General features: G+C 75.3%; 15 protein-coding genes. 4 read left to right on the top strand and 11 right to left on the bottom strand.

Translation table 11 applies throughout. The features are described from left to right. Positions 1-12 precede the first annotated feature (12 nt). A complete protein-coding gene (gene nagA, locus ACIGG8_RS03745) occupies positions 13-1,200 on the top strand; it encodes an N-acetylglucosamine-6-phosphate deacetylase (protein ID WP_396545455.1) in 1,188 nt (395 codons plus the stop codon). 11 nt (positions 1,201-1,211) lie between these two features. On the opposite strand, the gene ACIGG8_RS03750 is transcribed toward nagA, so the two are convergent. After that, on the bottom strand, positions 1,212-1,637 hold the full coding sequence (locus ACIGG8_RS03750) for a LuxR C-terminal-related transcriptional regulator (protein ID WP_396545457.1): 426 nt from the start codon (positions 1,635-1,637) through the stop codon (positions 1,212-1,214). A 213-nt stretch (positions 1,638-1,850) separates the two neighbouring features. Continuing rightward, complete coding sequence (locus ACIGG8_RS03755; RefSeq protein ID WP_396545459.1) at positions 1,851-3,086, bottom strand: phosphodiester glycosidase family protein; 1,236 nt, start codon at positions 3,084-3,086, stop codon at positions 1,851-1,853. A gap of 199 nt (positions 3,087-3,285) precedes the next feature. Between ACIGG8_RS03755 and ACIGG8_RS03760 the strand changes: the two genes are divergently transcribed. After that, positions 3,286-3,966, top strand: a complete 681-nt coding sequence (locus tag ACIGG8_RS03760) for a hypothetical protein (protein WP_396545461.1) — start codon at positions 3,286-3,288, stop codon at positions 3,964-3,966. A 17-nt stretch (positions 3,967-3,983) separates the two neighbouring features. On the opposite strand, the gene ACIGG8_RS03765 is transcribed toward ACIGG8_RS03760, so the two are convergent. The 4 genes from ACIGG8_RS03765 to ACIGG8_RS03780 form a co-directional block, all read right to left on the bottom strand. After that, entirely contained in the window at positions 3,984-6,461 is a 2,478-nt protein-coding gene (locus tag ACIGG8_RS03765) for a lanthionine synthetase LanC family protein (RefSeq protein ID WP_396545463.1), read from the bottom strand. Further along, positions 6,458-7,672 carry a phosphotransferase gene (locus ACIGG8_RS03770; RefSeq protein WP_396545465.1) on the bottom strand — a complete coding sequence of 405 codons (1,215 nt, stop codon included), beginning with the start codon at positions 7,670-7,672 and terminating at the stop codon, positions 6,458-6,460. Before ACIGG8_RS03770 ends, ACIGG8_RS03765 begins: the two co-directional genes overlap by 4 nt. Then, positions 7,654-8,145, bottom strand: coding sequence for a hypothetical protein (locus ACIGG8_RS03775; RefSeq protein ID WP_396545467.1), 492 nt, complete (start codon positions 8,143-8,145; stop codon positions 7,654-7,656). Before ACIGG8_RS03775 ends, ACIGG8_RS03770 begins: the two co-directional genes overlap by 19 nt. Positions 8,146-8,505: 360 nt before the next feature. Next, entirely contained in the window at positions 8,506-8,922 is a 417-nt protein-coding gene (locus tag ACIGG8_RS03780; RefSeq protein ID WP_396545469.1) for a hypothetical protein, read from the bottom strand. A gap of 165 nt (positions 8,923-9,087) precedes the next feature. Here ACIGG8_RS03780 and ACIGG8_RS03785 point away from each other — a divergent pair, with 165 nt between their 5' ends. Next, the gene (locus tag ACIGG8_RS03785; RefSeq protein ID WP_396545471.1) at positions 9,088-10,158 is read left to right on the top strand and encodes a trypsin-like serine peptidase; all 1,071 of its coding nucleotides are present in this window, start codon (positions 9,088-9,090) and stop codon (positions 10,156-10,158) included. A gap of 537 nt (positions 10,159-10,695) precedes the next feature. Continuing rightward, positions 10,696-11,682 carry an SDR family NAD(P)-dependent oxidoreductase gene (locus ACIGG8_RS03790; protein WP_396545473.1) on the top strand — a complete coding sequence of 329 codons (987 nt, stop codon included), beginning with the start codon at positions 10,696-10,698 and terminating at the stop codon, positions 11,680-11,682. A 64-nt stretch (positions 11,683-11,746) separates the two neighbouring features. Here the strand turns inward: ACIGG8_RS03790 and ACIGG8_RS03795 are convergent, their stop codons facing one another. The 5 genes from ACIGG8_RS03795 to cseB all read right to left on the bottom strand — a co-directional run bounded on the left by ACIGG8_RS03795 (position 11,747) and on the right by cseB (position 18,439). Next, positions 11,747-12,520, bottom strand: a complete 774-nt coding sequence (locus tag ACIGG8_RS03795; RefSeq protein ID WP_396545475.1) for an alpha/beta hydrolase — start codon at positions 12,518-12,520, stop codon at positions 11,747-11,749. 241 nt (positions 12,521-12,761) lie between these two features. Beyond that, positions 12,762-15,326: an FtsX-like permease family protein gene (locus ACIGG8_RS03800; protein WP_396545477.1), complete on the bottom strand. Its 2,565-nt coding sequence runs from the start codon at positions 15,324-15,326 to the stop codon at positions 12,762-12,764. Positions 15,327-15,400: 74 nt separating this feature from the next. Next, positions 15,401-16,174 (bottom strand): ABC transporter ATP-binding protein, encoded by a 774-nt coding sequence (locus ACIGG8_RS03805; RefSeq protein WP_396545479.1) that lies wholly within the window; start codon positions 16,172-16,174, stop codon positions 15,401-15,403. 202 nt (positions 16,175-16,376) lie between these two features. Beyond that, a complete protein-coding gene (locus ACIGG8_RS03810; protein WP_396545481.1) occupies positions 16,377-17,783 on the bottom strand; it encodes a sensor histidine kinase in 1,407 nt (468 codons plus the stop codon). A gap of 5 nt (positions 17,784-17,788) precedes the next feature. Continuing rightward, positions 17,789-18,439 (bottom strand): two-component system response regulator CseB, encoded by a 651-nt coding sequence (cseB, locus tag ACIGG8_RS03815; protein WP_396545754.1) that lies wholly within the window; start codon positions 18,437-18,439, stop codon positions 17,789-17,791. Positions 18,440-18,692: the final 253 nt, after the last annotated feature.

Below are 18,692 nucleotides of genomic sequence, written 5' to 3' on the forward strand. Positions count from 1 at the left end.
AGGTGCCTCCGCATGACCACCAATGACCGTGACCGTACTGTCCTGGCCGGTGCGCGGCTGGTCCTGCCCGGCGGTGTCGTCGAGGACGGCCGCCTGACCGTCCGCGGCGAGAGCATCACGGCCGTCACGAGCGGCGGCGCCGCCGAACCCGGCGACCTCGACCTGACCGGTCACACCGTCGTCCCCGGCTTCGTGGACCTGCACGTCCACGGCGGCGGCGGCGCCTCCTACGCCTCCGGCAACGCCGAGGAAGCCCTGCTCGCCGCCCGAACCCACCTGCACCACGGCACCACCACCACCGTCGCCTCCACCGTCACCGGCGAGATCGACGAGCTCGCCCGCCAGGCCGCCGTCCTCTCCGAACTCGTCGAGGACGACGTGCTGGCCGGCATCCACTTCGAGGGCCCCTTCATCTCGCCGGGCCGCTGCGGCGCCCACCGCCCCGACCTGCTGCGCGAGCCCGACCCGGCCCTCGTCCGCAAACTCGTCGACGCCGCCCGCGGCCACGCCACCATGGTCACCCTCGCCCCCGAACTCCCCGGCGGCCTCGACTCCGTGCGCATGCTCGCCGACCTCGGCATCATCGCCGCCGTCGGCCACACCGACTCCGACTACGCCACCACCCTCCAGGCCATCGACGCCGGCGCCACCGTCGCCACCCACCTCTTCAACGCCATGCCCGCCATCGCCCACCGCGCCCCCGGCCCCATCGTCGCCCTGCTGGAGGACGAACGCGTCACCGTCGAGCTGATCAACGACGGCGTGCACCTGCACCCCTCCGTCCTCGACCTCGCCTACGGCACCGCCGGCCCCCACCGCGTCGCCCTGATCACCGACGCCATGGGCGCCGCCGGCACGGGCGACGGCCTCTACCCCCTCGGCCCCCTCCAGGTCCGCGTCACCAACGGCGTCGCCATGCTCCCCGACGGCAGCTCCATCGCCGGCTCCACCCTCACCCTCGACCAGGCCTTCCGAAGAGCCCTCACCATCGGCAAACTGACGCTCAACCAGGCCGTCGAGTCACTGTCCACCACCCCCGCCCGCCTCCTCGGCCTCGACCACCGCACCGGCTCCCTGGAAACCGGCAAACTCGCCGACCTCGTCATCGTCGACTCCGAGAGCTTCGACCTGGTCGCCGTCATGCGCCACGGCCACTGGGCCCGCGGCGCCGACCGCTTCCCAACCGTCCGAACCGCCTGAACGAGGATCCGTCACCCTTCCTGGGGGAACACCTTGCCCACGTTCCTCCTGATCGTGCCCAGCTTCCTGAGCACCTGCGCGACGTGCTTCTCCACCGTCCGCTGGGACAGCACCAGGGCCCGGGCGATGTCGTGGTTGGTGGCACCCCGGGCGAGCAGTTCGGCGACCTGCTGCTCGCGCGGGGACAGCCGGTCGCCGTAACCGCGCCCGCCGCTCGACGGCTCCGGTCGGGCCAGTCCCAGCCCGCGGACGGCGCGCCCGCACCGGGCGGCGTCGGCGCTCGCGCCGAGGCGGGCGCAGCCGTCCAGGGCGTGCTGTCCCGCGCGGGCGGACGCGGTCCGCAGGTGGTCGACGGCTCGGCCGAACCTCCCTTGGGCGGAGGCGAGTTGCCCGAGCAGGAACTCCTCCGAGATCGGCATTGCTTCCTGCTCGCTCATGCAACCTCCCGTGACCACCCGGTACCGACTCTCCCGATACCCAGGCGCTCGCGCCGCTGCGCACCTCGACCCCGGTCCGGTGCAGCGCGCGGGGGCGCGGGGACCGCGTACGCACCCCGTCCCCCGAGCCGGAGCCGCCCTCTGCCGACAGCACGACGGCGGCCCGAGCGGCGGCGGCTCGTGGGGCGGGCGGTGAGGTCGGAAGACCCGGCGCTACCCGGTGAGGATGCCCAGGGCGTTGGGGATCGGGCGCTCCCGGCCGTGGTCGAGGTGGTTGCGCACCGTCAGCTCGCCGGTGGCCCGGTCGCGGGCGACGAGTGTGGCGGAGGCGCCGCCGTCCAGGTAGGCGCCGTCCGGGCAGCCGAGGTCGCGCACCGTTCGGGCGAGTTCGGTCAGCGTCAGGCCGGTGGAGGTGCCCTCGCGTCCGTCGGTGGACAACAGCGTCAGCACCCGCCCGCCGTCGGCGAGGCCGAGCGCGCTGCGCGGCTCGGCGACCGTGTCGTCCAGCCCGGCCGGCGCCTCCCCGCCGCGCAGCAGCCGATGGGCGCCCAGCGCGAAGCGGAAGGGCACCGGCCCGCTCGACGCGAGCCGGTAGTCCACGGCGACCGGCGTGCCGACGGGCAGGCCGGCCAGCGCGCGGGCGCCCGCCTCGCGGCCGAGCAGCACGGTGCTCCCCGCGGGGATCGGGCCCGTCCCCGGGGTCGCGGAGACCGCCGCCACCCGGCCCTGGCGGACCGTCACCTCCCAGGTGTCCGCCGTGCAGGGGGCCTTCCGCGACTCGTCGCTCCCGCATGCGGCGCGGGCCCGGGACACCGCACCCCAGTCGGAGGTGAACACGCCGATCGAACCGACCGGGAGGGCGTACTGGTTCAGCCCGCCCAGCGGCCAGGCACCGCCGCCCGCGGCCCGCAGCCGGCCCCGCAGCACCAGGCGGCCCAGGCGGGCCACCCCGTCCACACCGACCCCGAGCACGTCCTCGGCCGTGTCACCCGGCGGCGGTTGCCAGCCGAAGCGCTGCGCCTCCGGGACGGCCGCCTTCAACGCCCGGCCCCGGTACACGGCCGGCCCGGAGGTCGCCCCAGTGGCCTCGACGCCCGGGTGCTGCTCCTCGCTGATGTCGAAGAAGTCCCCGTTCACCGCCGCCACCGCCCGGTGTGCGCCGGCCAGCACGGTCAGCGGCGCGCGGGCGGCCACCGCGCCCGGGAAGAGCAGGTCCGCCCGCACGCCCGGCCTGCGCAGATCGGCACGGACGGCGTACACCCGCGCGCTGCCGTGCGTGGTGCGCACCGTCAGCTCCCGGTACGCCACCCCGGGCGCGAGCGCCGTCCAGCGGGACGCGGCCTCGGGCCCGACCGGCTCCGCCCCGGCGGGCGGGACGACCAGGCCGGCCGGGGCCGCGGCCAGTGCCAGGGCCACCACACAACGCATCGCAGTCCTCACACCCGCCATGCTGACGGCCGGTACGGCGGTCCCGCCGCACTGCCGTCGGCGCGTCGCGCATCGGCCCGGCCGCCGTCGGCCGGGGAGCAGGCCGACGGACGGAGAGCGGGCCGACGGACGGAGAGCGGGCCGACGGACGGAGAGGGTCACAGACACCTGAGTACGCGTACTCAGGCGCGGGGACCGCCGGTCCGGTGAGCATGGGCGGATGAGCGAGGAGCGCCGCGGGCCGGCGAAGGTGGAGCAGTTTCTGGGCGGCGCCGCCGTCATCGCGCTCGTCCTGCTGCAGGCGGCTTTCGGCTCCGGTGTGCCCGCCGCGTGGCGGCTGCGGCGGCTGTCCCGTTCGAAGGCCGTCCGGCAGGCCTGCGAGGACGCCGAGGCACAGCTGCGGACGCGGCTGGCGGCGATCGCGCGGACGTACGAGCTGCGGCCGGTCTTCAGCCAGGCGGTCGACACCTGCACGCGGGGCTCGCGGATCGACCTCTTCCCCAACTCGTCGGGCGGGAACCGCTACGCGATGACGGGGGATCTGGAGATCATCGCCTACTTCGCGCCGTCGGTGCCGATGGACCAGGCGCTACCCGCGCTGATCGAACGCCTGCCGCCCGAGCTGCCGTACCGGAGCCGCTTCGCTCCCGGGCCGGAGCCCGACAACCCCGGGCCGCACTACGTGCTCGACGGAAGCGACCATGCCTGGGTGCGGTGGGACATCCCGGGCGGTCACCTGATGACCACCTCGCCACCGCCCGGGAGGGACCGGCACCGCCTGCGCCGGCAGGTCTCGACCGATCCGGCCGGCATGACCGTGGAGCTGGCCCGGGAGGAGCACGGCCCGCTCATCGCCTGGACCCTCAGCGCCACGTACTACACGAAGACGAAGGACCGGTAGCCTCGCGGCCCTGTTCCTCAGCCGTCCCCCGGCCGGGTACCAATGCGCGGAACCGTGGCCGTAGCCGTGTCCCAGAGGCCGAGGAGGACGGACGGTACGGCCGCCGGATCGGCGACGCGCAGGAGGAGGTGCCCGATCCCGGCGGACCCGATCATGAGCGACGGGCTGTCGGCGCCGCCCGGCGAGCCGGAGCGCAGCTCGTCGAGGGAACGCCCGGCCAGGCGCAGCGCGGCGTCGTGCGCTGCGGCGAGGAGGTCCGGGCGGCCGAGGAGGTGGCCGGCGGTCCACAGGACGTCGATCAGCCCCGCGAGGCCGTGGCAGAGGGTGGCGTCCGAGTCGACGCGCGCGATCCGTCGCTCCAGGGTGCTCAGGGTGGTGGCCAGCGCGGCCTCGGTGGAGTGGCGGTAGGCGGCGCGCCGTTCGGGGTCCAGTTGCTCGGCGCGCAGGCGGGTCAGGGCGATTCCGGGGGCGCCGTTGCACCACGCCACCATGAACGCCGGGCCGCCGGAGGTGTCGTAGGGGCGTTCCCGGTGGTCGGGCCAGTTCCCGGCCGCGGGATCGAACTGGCCGTCCTCGGCGGCGAATCCGTCCCGGGCGGCCCGCAGGAGGGTACGGTCCCCGGTGCTCCGGGCGAGCGCCATGAGGGCCAGCGCGACACCGGCCGCGCCGTGGGACAGGCCCGTCCACGGGGGTGTGTCCGGCGTCCGGTTCCGTCCGGCCGGCCCGGACGCGGTGACGTGGGCGAGGAGCGCGGACCCGAAGGATTCCGCCCGGGCGAGGGCCGGGCCCGGCCGTCGCCAGCCGGGTGCCTCGGCGAGTTGCAGGAGAGCGAGGACGGCACCGGCCCGCCCGGCCATCAGGTCGTCCTCGGCGTCGCCTTCCGGGTCGTCGACGAGGCTGTCGAGCAGCGGCTCGACGGGACCGGTGCCGGGGGCGTCGCCGAGCAGTCGGCGGATCCGTACGGCGGCCAGGAGCACGCCCGGCAGGCCGGTGTACAGACCGGGTGGGGCCGGGGTGGAGCGGGTGGGGCGTTGTGCGGCGGCGAGGGCCGCGGCCAGCGCGCCGTGTGCGGTGCGGGCGAACTCCTCCTCGCCGGTGCCGGCGGCGAGTTCGGCCAGGAAGAGGGCGGTGCCGGCGGTGCCGGAGTAGAGGTCGGGGCCCAGCGTGCCCGATCGCGGTGTGAAGGCGTTCGGGCCGACGCGGCCGGTGAGGGTGCGCGCGATCCACGTGCAGCGGGTCCGGGTGGACTCCCAGCGGGCGTCGGCGCAGATCGACCGGCCGATGCGGCGGGCGGTGGCGAGCAGGGCGTCCGGGTCGGCCGTACGGGCCGGGGGCGCTGCCGTGCGTGGCCGGCCTGCGCTGCGTGACGGTCCCGGCTGGCGGCCCTGGCCGGGCCACTCGTAGCCGGTGCGCGAGTTCGCGGCCAGGTGGGGGGCGAGGGGGTCGAGACCGCGGCGCCGGAACTCCGCTGCCACGGCTGCGGTTGCCCGCTCCGGGCGGGTGGGGCCCTGGGGACCGTCCTCGTCGTACAGCCGCCACAGTGCGTCCGCGACCAGCCGGCAGCGGTGCCGGCCGAAGCTGGTGCCCGGGCCGGGGTCCTCGGCCAGTCCCAGGCCGTGGTCGAGGCGGAGGGTGAGCAGCGGCGGGTCGGCCCGCAGGTCCGGTGCCAGGCGCCGGTGGACGCTGCGGAGGACGGGGAGCGCCTCCGGGTAGCGGGTCCGGGGGAGGTAGAGGACTCCGGCGTCCGCCCGGGCGTACCGCGAGGGGTCGCGCAGGACCTTGAGCGTGAACGGGACCGCCGCGGAGTCGAGGCCGGTGCGCAGGGCGTCGAGCAGGGCGGGGGCGCCGCCGTCCCGCAGGTGCCAGTAGAGGCGGACCAGTCCGGCGGCCTGGTCCGCGGCCGTTCCGGGGTCGGAGCCGGTCACCGTGTGGAAGCCGGTCAGGAGGTTGCGCCGGACGCGGGGGGCGAGGACCAGGCAGGCGTCGCCGACGGCCGGCAGCGCGGGTTCGCCGGGCGCGGCGGCGTCGGCCGGGCGCGCGCGCTCCGAGGCCGGGAGCGCGCGGACCCGCGCGGGCGCCGTCCAGTACACGACGCGGTTGCTCCGGACCTGCACCCGGCCGTCCGGGCCCGCCCCGACCAGCCGCCAACCCCTCTCCCACACCCAGTCGTCCGGGACGGCGGCGCTCAGGGCGGCGGCGAAGCGCCCGGCGAGGTCGGCGTCGACGATCCCCGGCTCCAGCCGGCCGCTCGGCCGGACGTAGCAGCGCCAGTAGAGCGCGGAGGCCAGGTCCTCCACCCGGTCGCCCGGCGCTGTGCCGGCCGGTGCGCCCTGCCCCGGGGGCTGCCCGGGGGAATGCCCCCTGGCCTGCCCTGCAGCCTGGCCCGGACCGGCCGGTGTGCCCCGGACGTGGGCCCGTTCCGCATCCGGGATGGTGACCGCCAGTGTGAGCGCCGTCAGGTCCGGATGGAGTGCCACCGTGGTGCCCGTGGTCATGTGAGGGCCAGGAACTCGGTCGCCGCCCGGTCCGGGTCGGTGAAGATGTTGGCCGCGATCTCCAGCATCGCGCAGCCGCCGACGGACACGGCCTCGCTGCGGCCGGCCTCCTCGACCTGGGTCTGGACCAGCCGGGCCGCGGTGAACGCCGCGGTCCGGGCGGCCAGGTCCCGTTGCGCCGTCACCGTCGACGGGCGCACCGACAGGTACGCCCGCCACACGGCGCGGCAGGTGGCCTGCAGGACGAGGCCCGCGGCGGCGACACCCGGTCCGGTCGGGGGCGGGCCCGTGCCGGTCGGGCGGGACGGGGGTGCGGCGAGGGCGGGATCGAGGACGGGGCCGAGGGCCGCCCGGACGACCGATTCGACCAGCCCTGCCAGGTCCTGGGCCGGGTCGCCCAGGTGCCACAGCTCCCAGTCCACCAGCCGGATGTCCCGGCCACGGGCCGCGTCGGGGCGGGCCGCGCCGGGGTGGAGCCCACGGGGGCGGACCAGCACGTTGGCGGCCCGAACGTCGCCGTGGACGACGGTTCCGGGCCGCCAGCGGCTCACCAACTCGGTGAGCCCCGAGCTGAGTTCGGGGGAACTCTGGACCATCTCCACCAGCATCAGCGTGCCGCGGCTGGCGGTGCACAGCAGCCACGGGTCGGGGCGGCCGTAGTCGGTCACCGGAGCCACCTCGGGCGGTGCCGTGGGTGCCGCGGTCCAGTCCGGGCCGGCCGCGTGGAGCTCGCCGAGCAGGCGGCCGGTCTCCTGGTAGAGCGAGACGGGGAACTCCCCGGCCGGGCGCTCCCGGACGATGTCGCCCAGTCCACGGTGCTCGGGGCGGAACTCCAGGACCAGGAGGGGCCGTTGCCGGTCGGCGTGCACCAGCCGCACGAGCAGGGCGTCGAAGGGGTGGCCCCGCCCGGCGGCGGCGCGGTAGAAGTCGATCTCGGAGCGCAGCGTCGACCGGCTCATGGGCGACTGCTCGTTGGGCACCTTGACGAAGTATCCGCTGCCGTCCGGCCGCGTGATCACCAGATTGCGATTGCGTCGGGCACCGACCTCAACGGCCAGGCCGGTGTCGACGACCTCGTCCGCGCTCAACACCCCTGCTGCCACCAGCTCGTCGACCGTGCCCAGCGCCGTGGGGGCGGCCCGGTCGGGCACCTGCGCAACGTCCGGCACCTGCATGGCCTGGCCGGTCCCGCTCAGCAGCAGTCGGGGCACTGGGGCCAGACGTCCGTGCCCGAGCACGGCCAGGTGCCGGTGGTCGCCTCGGTGACCGAGATCTCGGTGGGGCACGTCCAGAACGGGTCGGACTCCGGCTCCTTCTGGTGGATCGCCCGGGACACCAGCCGGGAGGCGAACCGGCTGCGCAGGCGCCCCTGGAGGAACGCCGCCGGACCGGTCACCTGGTTGACCCGCACCAGGCGGACCTGGGCGGCGTCCCTGATCCAGAGCCGCCGGGGGCTGTCGGCGTTGTCCGGGTCGACCGCCGCGGTGCGGACCACGTCGTCGGCGGCGAACTCGTAGTAGCTCGCCAGGGTCACGTCGACGTAGAGCCGGATGAGGTCGTCCGTCGGCCCGGCGCCGACGTATCCGACCAGCACGGTCAGGTTGTCGCCCGACGGTTCGGAGCCCGGTCTCGGCGTGAACGAGTGCGGGGAGAGGTCCCGCTGTTCCTTGCTGTCGCCGCTCATCGGAGTGCCCTTTCCGCCGGCACGCCGCCGCCCGTCGACCGCACGGCGTCCCTGGCACGAGCCGAAGACGGCGTCGGCCCGCGCGCATGCCGGTCCTTCCTCCCACCATAGGCCTCACCGCCCGCCGACGCCGCGCCAACTCCCCTGCGGGAACGCCGGATCCGGCGTCGCCGGCGGGCGGACACGCGGAGTGCGGCCACCCGCTGTGATCGCCGCTGGTCCGGTCCGTTCCGCGCCGCCGAGCGCCACGTTCCGTGGCCGGTGCCGACGCCGGTCCCGCTGAGGCTGTCCGCGTACGGGTCGGCAACACGTGCACGCAGACCCGTACGCGGATCACGGATCACGGATTCGGTCGGCCGCTCACCCCGCTGTCGCACCCGCCGCGACGCGGGCCACGATCGTGACGCAGTCGAACGTGGTGAATCCCACGCCGAGATCGTTGGCCAGTGTGACGGTGAGCCGGTAGTCCCCGGCCGCGAAGGGTCCCACCGAGGGGTTCATCAGCGGCCCCGCCGTACCGGCGGGCAGGTCGGGTTCGGCGAAGTCGCTCGCGGCCCCGTCCACGTCACTGTCGAACACGGTGTCGTGATCGACGCTGTCGGATCCCGGGCATCCTTCCGGGATGCTCTGGATGACCAGACGATCGACGAAGGCGGAGATGTCATGGTTGCTGATGTTGCGTGCAGACCATTGAACGCGAAAAGAATCGTCGTCGTGAATGATGGAAATGTCCGGAGTGATCGGATTACTGACGTTGGCAAACACGATGTCCGTCATGACGTGACTCCCGTCCACGAAATCCACGCATGCACAAGGGTCCCGTTCACCATCATTCACCGCGGCTCGGGCCGACGCCAAGCGAGGACCGAGGACCTCCCGTACGCCCGGGGCCGCACGGCGGAGTGCCCGTGACCGGGCCCGTCCTGCGGGGGTTGCACCGGCATGACGATCCCTCCGCTGTCCCGGCTGCCGATCCCCGCCCCGCTCGACCCCGGCTCCGAGCCCGAGCCCAGACCGGTCGAGGGACACGGCCGGGCGCCCTCGTCCGCACGGCGGACACGAACCGTCGGACGGGCCGCGGCGGTCGCCTCCGCCCTGGTGCTGGGTGCCGGGCTCGCCCCGACCGCGTCGGCGGCGACCCCGTACCCGGGCAACCCGGTCGCGGAGCAGCTCGGCAGGTACTGGACCCCGGCCCGCATGGCGGCCGCGCGGCCCGTCGGCGCCGAATCCGCCACACCGGCCGCGCCGGGCGCACCGGCCACGGCGGACGGGCCGAGGCCCGGCGAGTTGGTCCCCCCGAGCAGGAGCTTCGACGGCATGCCGCAGACCGGCACGTTCTTCTGGACCGACGCTGTCGGGACGCACCGCACCTGCACCGGCTCCGTGGTCCGCAGCCCCGGCCACGACCTCGTGCTGAGCGCCGGGCACTGCCTCACCGGATCCTCCGGCACCTCCCCCAAGCGGCACCTGGCATTCGTTCCGCAGTACCACGACGGACTCTCGCCGTTCGGCATCTTCCCGGTCAGGACCGGCGGCGTCTACGTCCCGCAGGAGTACTACGACCGGGGACCGCACGGCGGGGCCGCGTACGACTTCGGCTTCGCGAGGACCGAGCCCGACCGGGACGGCCGACGGATCGAGGACGCGGTCGGCGCGGTCGAGCTGCTCACCGGCTCCGGCCACCGACACGCTGCGGTGCGGATGATCGGGTACCCGGCCGCCGCGCAGCGGCCACTGGAGTGCCTGAGCCGGACCACCCGGTGGGCCAGCGACGACCCCGCGGATCCCGGCACCTTCGTGCGCATCGCGTGCGACGGCTTCGTCGGCGGCACGTCGGGCGGGCCGATGCTGGTGCCCCGGCCCGGCGGCTGGGCCGTGATCGGGACCATCGGCGGCTACCACATCGGCGGCAACACCCGTCAGGTCTCCTACAGCGCCTACTTCGGCTCCGTCACCCGCGCCCTGTACGAAGCCGCGACCACCGGCGCAGCCCCGGCGGGCCCGAGTTCCTGAGCCCGGACCCGGGGACCCGGGAGTCCCAGGGCCGTGTCGGTCGGGCCGACCGGCCGGGGTCTCGCGAGCGATGGGGGTGACTCGCGAGGCCCCGGCCGTGTGGGAGGCCAGCCGCGGTGACGGGGGGCGCGGCTGCTCGGCGGCCCGACTGCGGTGGGGCCGCCGTGCCGGGAATGCTAGACCCGCGAACCGGCCACGAACAAGGCTTTGACCTGGGATTTTCCGGCCGCGGACATGCCATCCGGAAGGGGCCGCTCCGGACCCCCGTTCCTCGACCGCCCGTCCGTACGCGCCCGAGGAAGCGGGGGCGGCACTTCGCGCCGAGCCGGGCCGCGCGAGGGCCACGCCGGGCCGAGCCGGGCAATGTCGGCCGACTGTGGGCCGGCTGTCGGTCGGCTGTCGGCCGGCTGTCAGCGGGGACAGCGACCTGTCGGCGGGCTGTGAGCCGCCGACGGGACGGTGGGAGCCGGACGCGGACCGCCGTGCAGGTGCGGGCCCGCCCACAGCCAGACCACTCCGAACCTCCGGGAGCCCGCCATGCCCGCCACTTCCTCCGTACCCTCCGTACCCTCCGCGTCCCGGGCCTCGCGGTGGGACGTCCACCGGCTGCCTCCCGCAGCAGGAAGGAACGTCCTGGTCACCGGCGGCAACGCGGGGATCGGATACTTCGTCGCCGAGCAGCTCGCCGGGGCCGGGGCCACGGTCGTCCTCGGGAGCCGCGACCGGGCGAAGGCCGAGGCCGCGATCGCCTCCATCGGCTCGCGCGTCCCCGGCGCCAGGGTGCGGCACGTGCCCCTGGACCTGGCCGACCACGCTTCGCTCGGGGCCTCCGTGGACGCGCTCGGGCTGGACCGCCTCGACGCGGTCGTCCACAACGCCGGGGTGGCGCTCGACCATCCGCCGCGGCGCGAGACCAGGGACGGCCACGAGCTGATGTTCGCCACCAACCACCTGGGCCACTTCGCGCTGACCCACCACCTGGCCCCCCTGCTCATGGCGACCCCGGGCAGCCGGATCGTCACCACCGGCAGCTTCGCCGCCAAGTCCGAACGCCTGGACCTCGACGATCTCCAGAGCGCGCGCGACTACCGGCCCAAGCGCGCCTACGCGCGGTCCAAGCTGGCCCAGATGCTCTTCGCCGTCGAACTCGACCGCCGCCTGCGCGCCGCCGGCAGCACGACACTGAGCGTGCTCGTCCACCCCGGCGGCGCACTCGACTCCCTCACCCCTTCGCGCCCGCCCGTCCACGTCCGGACCACCGGCGAGCGGCTGCGCCACCTACCGCTCGGCCTCGTCGTCCAGGGCAAGGACGCCGCCGCGTGGTCCGCTGTCCGGGCCGTCCTCGACCCGGACGTCCGCGGCGGCCGGATGTGGAGCCCCCGGGCGTTCGGGCTGCGCGGTGCACCCAGGATCGAACCCCTCTGGGACCACCTCACGGACGCCACGGCCGCGGCACGCCTGTGGGCCGCCTGCGCCGGCCTGACCGGCACCGACCCGATGGCCGCTCACCGCGCCGAGGGATAGGCGGGCGGCCCGGGCCGCCCGCCTATCCCCACCGATGCCGACCGCCCGTCGATCTGACGTTCCGTCAACTGTCGCTCTGCGGACCGGTGAGGTTCTTGGTGAGCCACTCCAGTCCCATCGGGATCAGCTTCTCGAAGTCCACGGTCTTGTGCCGGCCGCCCGGCTGCTCGTAGTACTCGACGGTGGTCGGGGGGAGGGCCCTGGCGACCCAGTCCTTGACCAGGTTGACCTCGTAGGAGGTGCCGCCGCCGGCGGTGGCGAGCATCCTGACGTCGGCCTTGCCGGTGGCGATCAGCTTGTCGGGGCCGTTGGCGGCCTGCTCGGCCTCGTGCCCCTTCCACAGCAGGGAGTCCGCCTTGAAGTCGCCGTCGATCGGCACGGCGGCCCGGTAGACGTCGGGGTGCTGCAGGGCCAGCTTGGCGCTGCAGTCCGCGCCGCTGGAGGCGCCCATCAGGCCCCAGCTGTCGGCGCCCTTGAGGGTACGGAAGTTGGCGCGGACGAAGTCCGGGACGTCCTGGGACAGCCAGGTGCCCATCTTCGGCCGGCCGGGTATGTCGGAGCAGTCCAGGGACCGGTGCTCGTCGCCCGTCAGGTTCTGCACCGGCATGATCATGATGAAGGGGCGCGCCTTCTGCTCCTGGACGAGCTGGGCGTCGATCTCCTGGACCGGCAGCTGGTTGTCCGTCCAGGTGTTGTAGCCGTTGCTCTGACCGCCCGCGAAGAGGGTGAGCACGGGGAAGCCGGACTTGGCGTACTTCGGGTCACCGTACTGCGGCGGCAGCCAGACCCAGACCTGGGCGGAGACGCCGGACTTCCGGCCCGCCAGGGTGGTCATCATGCGCCCGGGTACGGGCCGGCCGCGACGCCGGCGGTGACTGCGGCGACTGTGGTGACTGCTGCTGTGACGGCGGCTGGTGCACGGTGAGAGCTCTCCGATCGGTGTCCTGGACGGTGCCCCCGCTCCGGGTGGAGCGGGGGCACCGTCCCCGATTCATGACGATGCTTCAGCCCGTGCGCGTTGCCCGGCCTCGCCGGACCGTTCGGGAAGCCGCCCCCGACCGGGGCCGGGGGCGGGTGCCTCACCCCTGCGCGGTCGCCGTCAGGGGGCCGAGCGCGGCCGCGCGACGGGCCGGCACCGCGGCGGCCAGGGCGCCGATCACGAGCGAGGAGGCGCACACCAGGAGCAGCGTCCCCCAGGGCAGTGCCATGGCGTAGTGCTCGACCGCGCCGGTGGCCAGCGGGCCGACGGCCCAGGCGCCGGCCAGTCCGGCGGCCAGCCCGAGCAGGGTGCCGAATGCGGCGATGGTCACCGCCTCCAGGCGGATCATCCGCCGGACGCCCCCGCGGTCCAGGCCGACGGCCCGCAGGAGGCCGATCTCGCGGGTGCGCTCGGCGACCGACACGGCCAGGGTGTTGAGGATGCCGAGCGCGCCGATCACGGCGCCGACCGCGAGCATCCCGTACAGGACGGCCAGCAGGTCACCCATGGTGCCGGCGGCCTCGCGGACGAACCCCTCGCGGTCCTGCACCTTCAGCAGCGGGCTGTTGCCGACGGCGGTGCGCAGCCGCTCCGCCATCGCCTTCGAGCTGCCGTCGGTGCGCACGAGGATCCGCTGGACGGAGCCGGGCAGGTAGCTGTCGGGCGCCACCTCGGCGCGTCCGGCGAGCACGTCGAGCGCGGTCGGGTTGTCCCGGTAGACGCCCACGACGGTGTACGGGCGGGCTTCCCGGGCGCGGCCCATGCGGGCGTCGAGGCGGTCCCCGGGGCTGAGGTGGCGCTCGCGGGCGACAGTGGCGGAGACGGCGATCCGGCCCGGACCGAGGTCCCGGACGGAGCCGCCGGTCATGTCGAGCCGTACGACGGTGCCCACCGCGTCGGGGTCGACGCCCGCGACCTGCAGGACCGCTCCGCCGGCCACCAGGGTGGAGTCCGTGACGCCGCTCGCCGCCCGCACCCCCGCGGTCTCGGCCACCCGCCGGACGGCGGCCGCGTCCACGCCGTCGGTGGTGGAGCGGGAACCGATCACGTAGTCGGCGACCAGCCCGGCCGCCGCCCGGTGGTCGAGGGCCCGCGCGGCGGAGTTGCCGATGGTGGCGAGCCCGGTGACCAGCGCGGTGCTGATCATCAGCGTGGCGGCGGTCGCGGCGGTGCGCCGCGGATCGCGCAGCACGTTCTCGCGGGCGAGGCGCCCGGCGACGCCGAAGCGGCCGGTGAGCCGTCCGAACGACCGGACCACCGGGGTGGCGAGCACCGGCGCGAGCGTGATCAGGCCACCGCCCAGGAGGGCGCATCCGAGCATCGCGCTCCGCAGGTTCCCCTCCGAGGCGTCCTTGGCACCCCGCAGCGACACCAGCAGCGCGGCGCCGAGGACGGCCAGGGCGAGGCCCGCCGCGGTGCGCAGGCGCAGTCGGCCCGCGGGCGGCTGCTCGGCCGTCCGCAACGCCTCGATCGGTGCGACCCTCGCCGCCCGCCGGGCCGGCAGCCACGCGGCGGGCAACGTGACGCCCACCCCCACGGCCAGCGCCGCGACGACGGAATCCGGGCCGATCACCAGGGGGCCGCGGGGCAGATCGCCGCCGAGGAGGCCGGGCAGCAGCGAGGCGATGCCGAGGCCGAGCAGGAACCCGGCCGCCGACGCGAGGAGCCCCACCAGCAGGGCCTCCAGGAGGACGGAGCGCGCCACCTGGCGGCGCTGCGCGCCGATCGCCCGCAGCAGCGCGACCTCCTTCGTGCGCCGTGCGACCAGCATGGTGAAGGTGTTGACGATGAGGAACGAGGCGATGAACAGCGAGACCCCGGCGAAGACCAGCGGCAGCTTCTCGTAGCCGCGGGTCAAGGTGCCGACGAGGACGGCCTGTTGGGCGGCCTGGGCGGCGCCGGTGGTGACCTCGGTACGGTCCGCGGGGAGCACGGCGGCGACGCGGCGCGCGAGCTCGGACGGGTCGGTGCCGGGCGCGGCGGCGAGGTCGATTCCGGTGTAGTGGCCCGGGGCGGCGAACAGTTGCTGGGCGGTCGCCCGGTCGAACAGGACGAGCGTGCCGCCGGCGGTCACCCGGGTGTCGTCGGTGGTGACGATGCCGACGAGTCGCTTGGTCATCGCCGGCCCGTCGGTGGCGAGCGTGACCGGCTCGCCGAGCTTCAACCGGCCGGCGGCGGCCGTGCCGCGGTCCACGGCGATCTCGCCGCCGTCCTTCGGGCCCCGGCCCGCCACCAGCGGGTAGCGGCCGTCCGTCCCGTCCGTGCTGCTCGTGCCGTCCGTGCCGCTCGTGCGCGGGACGTAGGCGGCGGCCTGGTTCGCCCACCGCGCACCGACCCGCAGCGGGGTGCCGTCCGCGGCGTTCAGGACGGCCGAGCCGTCGGCGGTCGGCCGGACGGCCGCGACGCCGGGGACGTCGGCCAGCGTCCGCGCGAGGAGGTCGTCGAGCACGCCGGGCTGCTGCCCTGCGGCGGCCCCGGGCCCGGCTTCCCTGGCCGTCACGGTGACCGCGATGTCGGCGAAGTCCCTTGAGGCGGCGGCGCGGTGGGCCGCCGCGGTGGAGTCCGCGAACACGAGGGTCCCGGACACGAACGCGACGCCGAGGCACACCGCGAACACGGTCATGGCCAGCCGGGCCTTGTGCACCAGGGCGTTGCGCACAGCCATTCTCAACACGGTCGTCCTCCTGGGGAGTCGGCGGGGTCGGGGGGTCAGCGGTTCGGGGGTCAGCAGTTCGGGGGTCAACGGGCGGCGGCGCGCGCGTCGGAGCGCTGCATGACGGCCAGCACCCGGTCGGGAGTGGGGCGCACCATCTCGTCGACCAGGCGGCCGTCGGAGAGGAAGACCGCCCGGTCGGCGAACGAGGCGGCGACGGGGTCGTGGGTGACCATGACCACGGTCTGGCCCAGTTCGCGGACGGAGTCGCGCAGGAAGCCGAGGACCTCCGTCCCCGTGCGGGTGTCGAGGTTCCCGGTGGGCTCGTCGGCGAAGACGACCGCGGGCCGCCCGGCCAGGGCCCGGGCGACGGCGACGCGCTGCTGCTGCCCGCCGGAGAGCTGCGCGGGCCGGTGGCCGAGACGGTCGGCGAGGCCGACCATGGCGACCACGCGGTCCAGCCAGCGCCGGTCGGGGGCGCGCCCGGCGAGGGCGAGCGGCAGGGTGATGTTCTCCAGTGCGGTGAGGGTCGGCAGCAGGTTGAAGGCCTGGAAGACGAAACCGAGCCGGTCCCGGCGCACCCGGGTGAGCTGCCGGTCGTCGAGGGTGCCGAGCTCGGTGGTGCCGATGCGCACCGAGCCGGAGGTGGGGGTGTCGAGACCGGCGGCGCAGTGCAGCAGGGTCGACTTGCCGCAGCCGGACGGGCCCATGATCGCGGTGAACTCGGCCTCCTGGAAGCCGATGCTCACGCCGTCCAGGGCGGTGACGCGGGTGTCGGCGGCGCCGTAGACCTTCGTCAGGTCGGTGGTGGCGGCCGCGATGCCGGGGGTGTGGCTCAGGGCCAGGGGGTCGACGGTCACGGGGGGCTTCCTCCTCGGTGCGGGAACTGCACGTCGAAGGGTGTCCGGGGAACGTATCGGAGCCCCCGGCCGTCGTGTATCGGCCGCCGCTCCGGTGCGTATCGGTTCGGCGGCCGCGCTGTCGGCCGGCCGTCGGGCGGGTCGCTGCCGGCCGTCGGGTGGCTGCCCGCCGTCGGGGGGCCGTCGGGCGGCTGCCCGGCCGTCAGTCCGGCGGCAGGGACAGGGTGGCGACGGCGCCACCGTCCGGGGCGTTGTCCAGGCTCAGTCCGGCGCCGAGGAGCCGGGCCTGGCCGAACGCGATGGTGAGGCCGAGACCGTGGCCCGAGCCGCGCTCCCGGGAGCCGGTGTGGAAGCGGCGCGGGCCGTGGAGCAGCAGGTCCGCCGGGAAGCCGGGACCGTGGTCGCGCACGACGACCGTCCGTCCGCTGACGGCGACCGTGACCGGGGCGGCGCCGTGGCGGTGGGCGTTGACGACGAGGTTGCCGACGATGCGTTCCAGTCGGCGCGGGTCGGTCTCCACGTACCCGGAGCCCTCGCCGCCGCCCGTGCCCTCGCCGTCGGCCCTGCCGTCCGCGCCGACCGTGCCGTCCCCGTGGGCAGCGCGCTCCCCGTCGGCAGCGCCTTCCCCGTCGTCCGAGCTGCCCCCTTCCACGGTGACCTCGGCGTCGAGGCCCGTACGCGCGACCGCCTCCGCGACGACGGCGCCGAGCGGCACCCGGGCGCGGACCGGCTGTTCGGCCCCGGCGTCGAGGCGGGAGATCTCCAGCAGGTCCTCGACCAGCCCGCGCAGGTCCCGTACCCGGTCGCGCAGCAGGTCCTCCGTCTCGCCCGGCGGCAGCAGGTCGACGGCGGCGATCAGGCCGCCGACGGGGGTGCGCAGCTCGTGGGCCACGTCCGCGGTGAACCGCCGCTCGGCGCCCAGGCGTCGGCCGAGACTGTCCGCCATGAGGTCGACGGCGGTGGCGATGTCGGCCACCTCGTCGCGGCCCCCGGTCGGCCCGGTGCGGGCGTCGAGGTCCCCGGCGGAGATCCGGCCCGCGGTCTCGGAGACGCGCCGCAGCCGCCGCGCGAGCAGCCCGGCCCCGTACACCGCGACGGGTACGGCGGCCCCGAGCGCGATCAGCGAGGCCACCGTCACGATCACGTCGAGGCGGTCCAGGGTGTGGAGCTCGGGGCTCATGTTGATCCGGACGGCGAGCACCGGGCTGTCCGGCCCCGCGGTGCGCTGGGCGCCCCAGACGCTCGGCCCGAGGTTCCCGTCGACGCTCCCGTCGTAGGCCGTGTGCCGGTCGTCGTCGCCGGGGGCGCGCAGCGCGGCGGGCAGGTCGGGCGGGTCGAGCGCGGCGCCGTCCACGAGCGCGCCGGTGCGACGGTAGACGTCCACGGCCGAGTAGACCGTGTTGAAGGCCCGGGCGTCGGCGCGGCTGCGGATGTCCTGCGCGGTCCACAGGTGCACCAGGACGCCGACGGCCGCCGCGACCAGGCAGGCGGTGAGGGCGGCCAGCGCGGCGATCTTCCACCGGAGCGACGTACGGCGCGTACGGCCCGGACGACTCGGGCGGTCCGAACGGTCCGAACGGCCCGTTCGCGTCCCGCGGAGCGGTCGCACCGGGCTCAGCGCCTGAGCTTGTAGCCGAAGCCGCGGACCGTCTCGATCCGGTCCCGGCCCAGCTTCCGCCGCAGCCGCTGCACGCACAGGTCGACGACCCGGCTGTCGCCGTCCCAGCCGTAGTCCCAGACGTCGCGCAGCAGGGTGTGCCGTTCCAGCACGACGCCCGGGCGGGCGGCGAATTCGAGGAGCACCTTCAGCTCCGTCGGGGTCAGCGCCACGGGCGCGCCGGCGACGGACACCTCCATGCCGGCGGTGTCGATGACGAGGTCCCCGAAGGCCAGGACCTCCGCGGCGGGCGCGGCCGGTGCCGGCCCCGGGAGCGGCGGGTACGTCGCGCGGCGCAGCAGCGAGCGGATGCGTGCGACGAGCACGAAGGTGTCGACCGGCTTGACCACGTAGTCGTCCGCCCCGGCCTCCAGCCCGGCGACGACGTCGAGTCCGTCACCGCGCGCGGACATCATCAGCACGGGCACCAGGCTGGTCTCCCGCACCCGGCGGCACAGCCCGATCCCGTCGAGCCCGGGCAGCATCACGTCCAGGACCAGCAGGTCGAAGCCCCCGTCGCGGAACAGCTCAAGCCCGGTGAGCCCGTCGGCCGCGGCCGTCATCTCGTACCCGTACCGTTCGAGCGCGACGGTGAACGCGCGCCGCATCAGCTCGTCGTCCTCCACCAGCAGCACGCGGATCGGGCGGGTGTCGGACACGGGCGGATGGCTCCTCTTCGGACGGCCGCCGGGGCGGGGGCGGAACGTGAAGGGACGATACAGCAGACATTCGGACATACCCGTCGTGCCACCGGCACCGATGCCCGATCAAGCGCTCCCTGATGCACGACGGATACAAAGCCCCCGGGAGGTCCGGGAGGCACGGGTCGGGACGGGCCCGCCCCCGCGTCAGACGGGCCCG

The organism is Kitasatospora sp. NPDC085464 (assembly GCF_044541955.1).
In the GTDB taxonomy this organism is placed as follows: Bacteria; Actinomycetota; Actinomycetes; order Streptomycetales; family Streptomycetaceae; genus Kitasatospora.

What these genes read in the sequence shown, in the direction of transcription:
- ACIGG8_RS03780 (WP_396545469.1), bottom strand. Translation starts at nt 8,922, where the DNA reads ATGACGGACATCGTGTTTGCCAACGTCAGTAATCCGATCACTCCGGAC.
- ACIGG8_RS03785 (WP_396545471.1), top strand. Translation starts at nt 9,088, where the DNA reads ATGACGATCCCTCCGCTGTCCCGGCTGCCGATCCCCGCCCCGCTCGAC.
- ACIGG8_RS03775 (WP_396545467.1), bottom strand. Translation starts at nt 8,145, where the DNA reads ATGAGCGGCGACAGCAAGGAACAGCGGGACCTCTCCCCGCACTCGTTC.
- ACIGG8_RS03790 (WP_396545473.1), top strand. Translation starts at nt 10,696, where the DNA reads ATGCCCGCCACTTCCTCCGTACCCTCCGTACCCTCCGCGTCCCGGGCC.
- ACIGG8_RS03800 (WP_396545477.1), bottom strand. Translation starts at nt 15,326, where the DNA reads ATGGCTGTGCGCAACGCCCTGGTGCACAAGGCCCGGCTGGCCATGACC.
- ACIGG8_RS03755 (WP_396545459.1), bottom strand. Translation starts at nt 3,086, where the DNA reads ATGGCGGGTGTGAGGACTGCGATGCGTTGTGTGGTGGCCCTGGCACTG.
- ACIGG8_RS03795 (WP_396545475.1), bottom strand. Translation starts at nt 12,520, where the DNA reads ATGATGACCACCCTGGCGGGCCGGAAGTCCGGCGTCTCCGCCCAGGTC.
- ACIGG8_RS03760 (WP_396545461.1), top strand. Translation starts at nt 3,286, where the DNA reads ATGAGCGAGGAGCGCCGCGGGCCGGCGAAGGTGGAGCAGTTTCTGGGC.
- nagA (WP_396545455.1), top strand. Translation starts at nt 13, where the DNA reads ATGACCACCAATGACCGTGACCGTACTGTCCTGGCCGGTGCGCGGCTG.
- ACIGG8_RS03750 (WP_396545457.1), bottom strand. Translation starts at nt 1,637, where the DNA reads ATGAGCGAGCAGGAAGCAATGCCGATCTCGGAGGAGTTCCTGCTCGGG.
- cseB (WP_396545754.1), bottom strand. Translation starts at nt 18,439, where the DNA reads ATGCGGCGCGCGTTCACCGTCGCGCTCGAACGGTACGGGTACGAGATG.
- ACIGG8_RS03765 (WP_396545463.1), bottom strand. Translation starts at nt 6,461, where the DNA reads ATGACCACGGGCACCACGGTGGCACTCCATCCGGACCTGACGGCGCTC.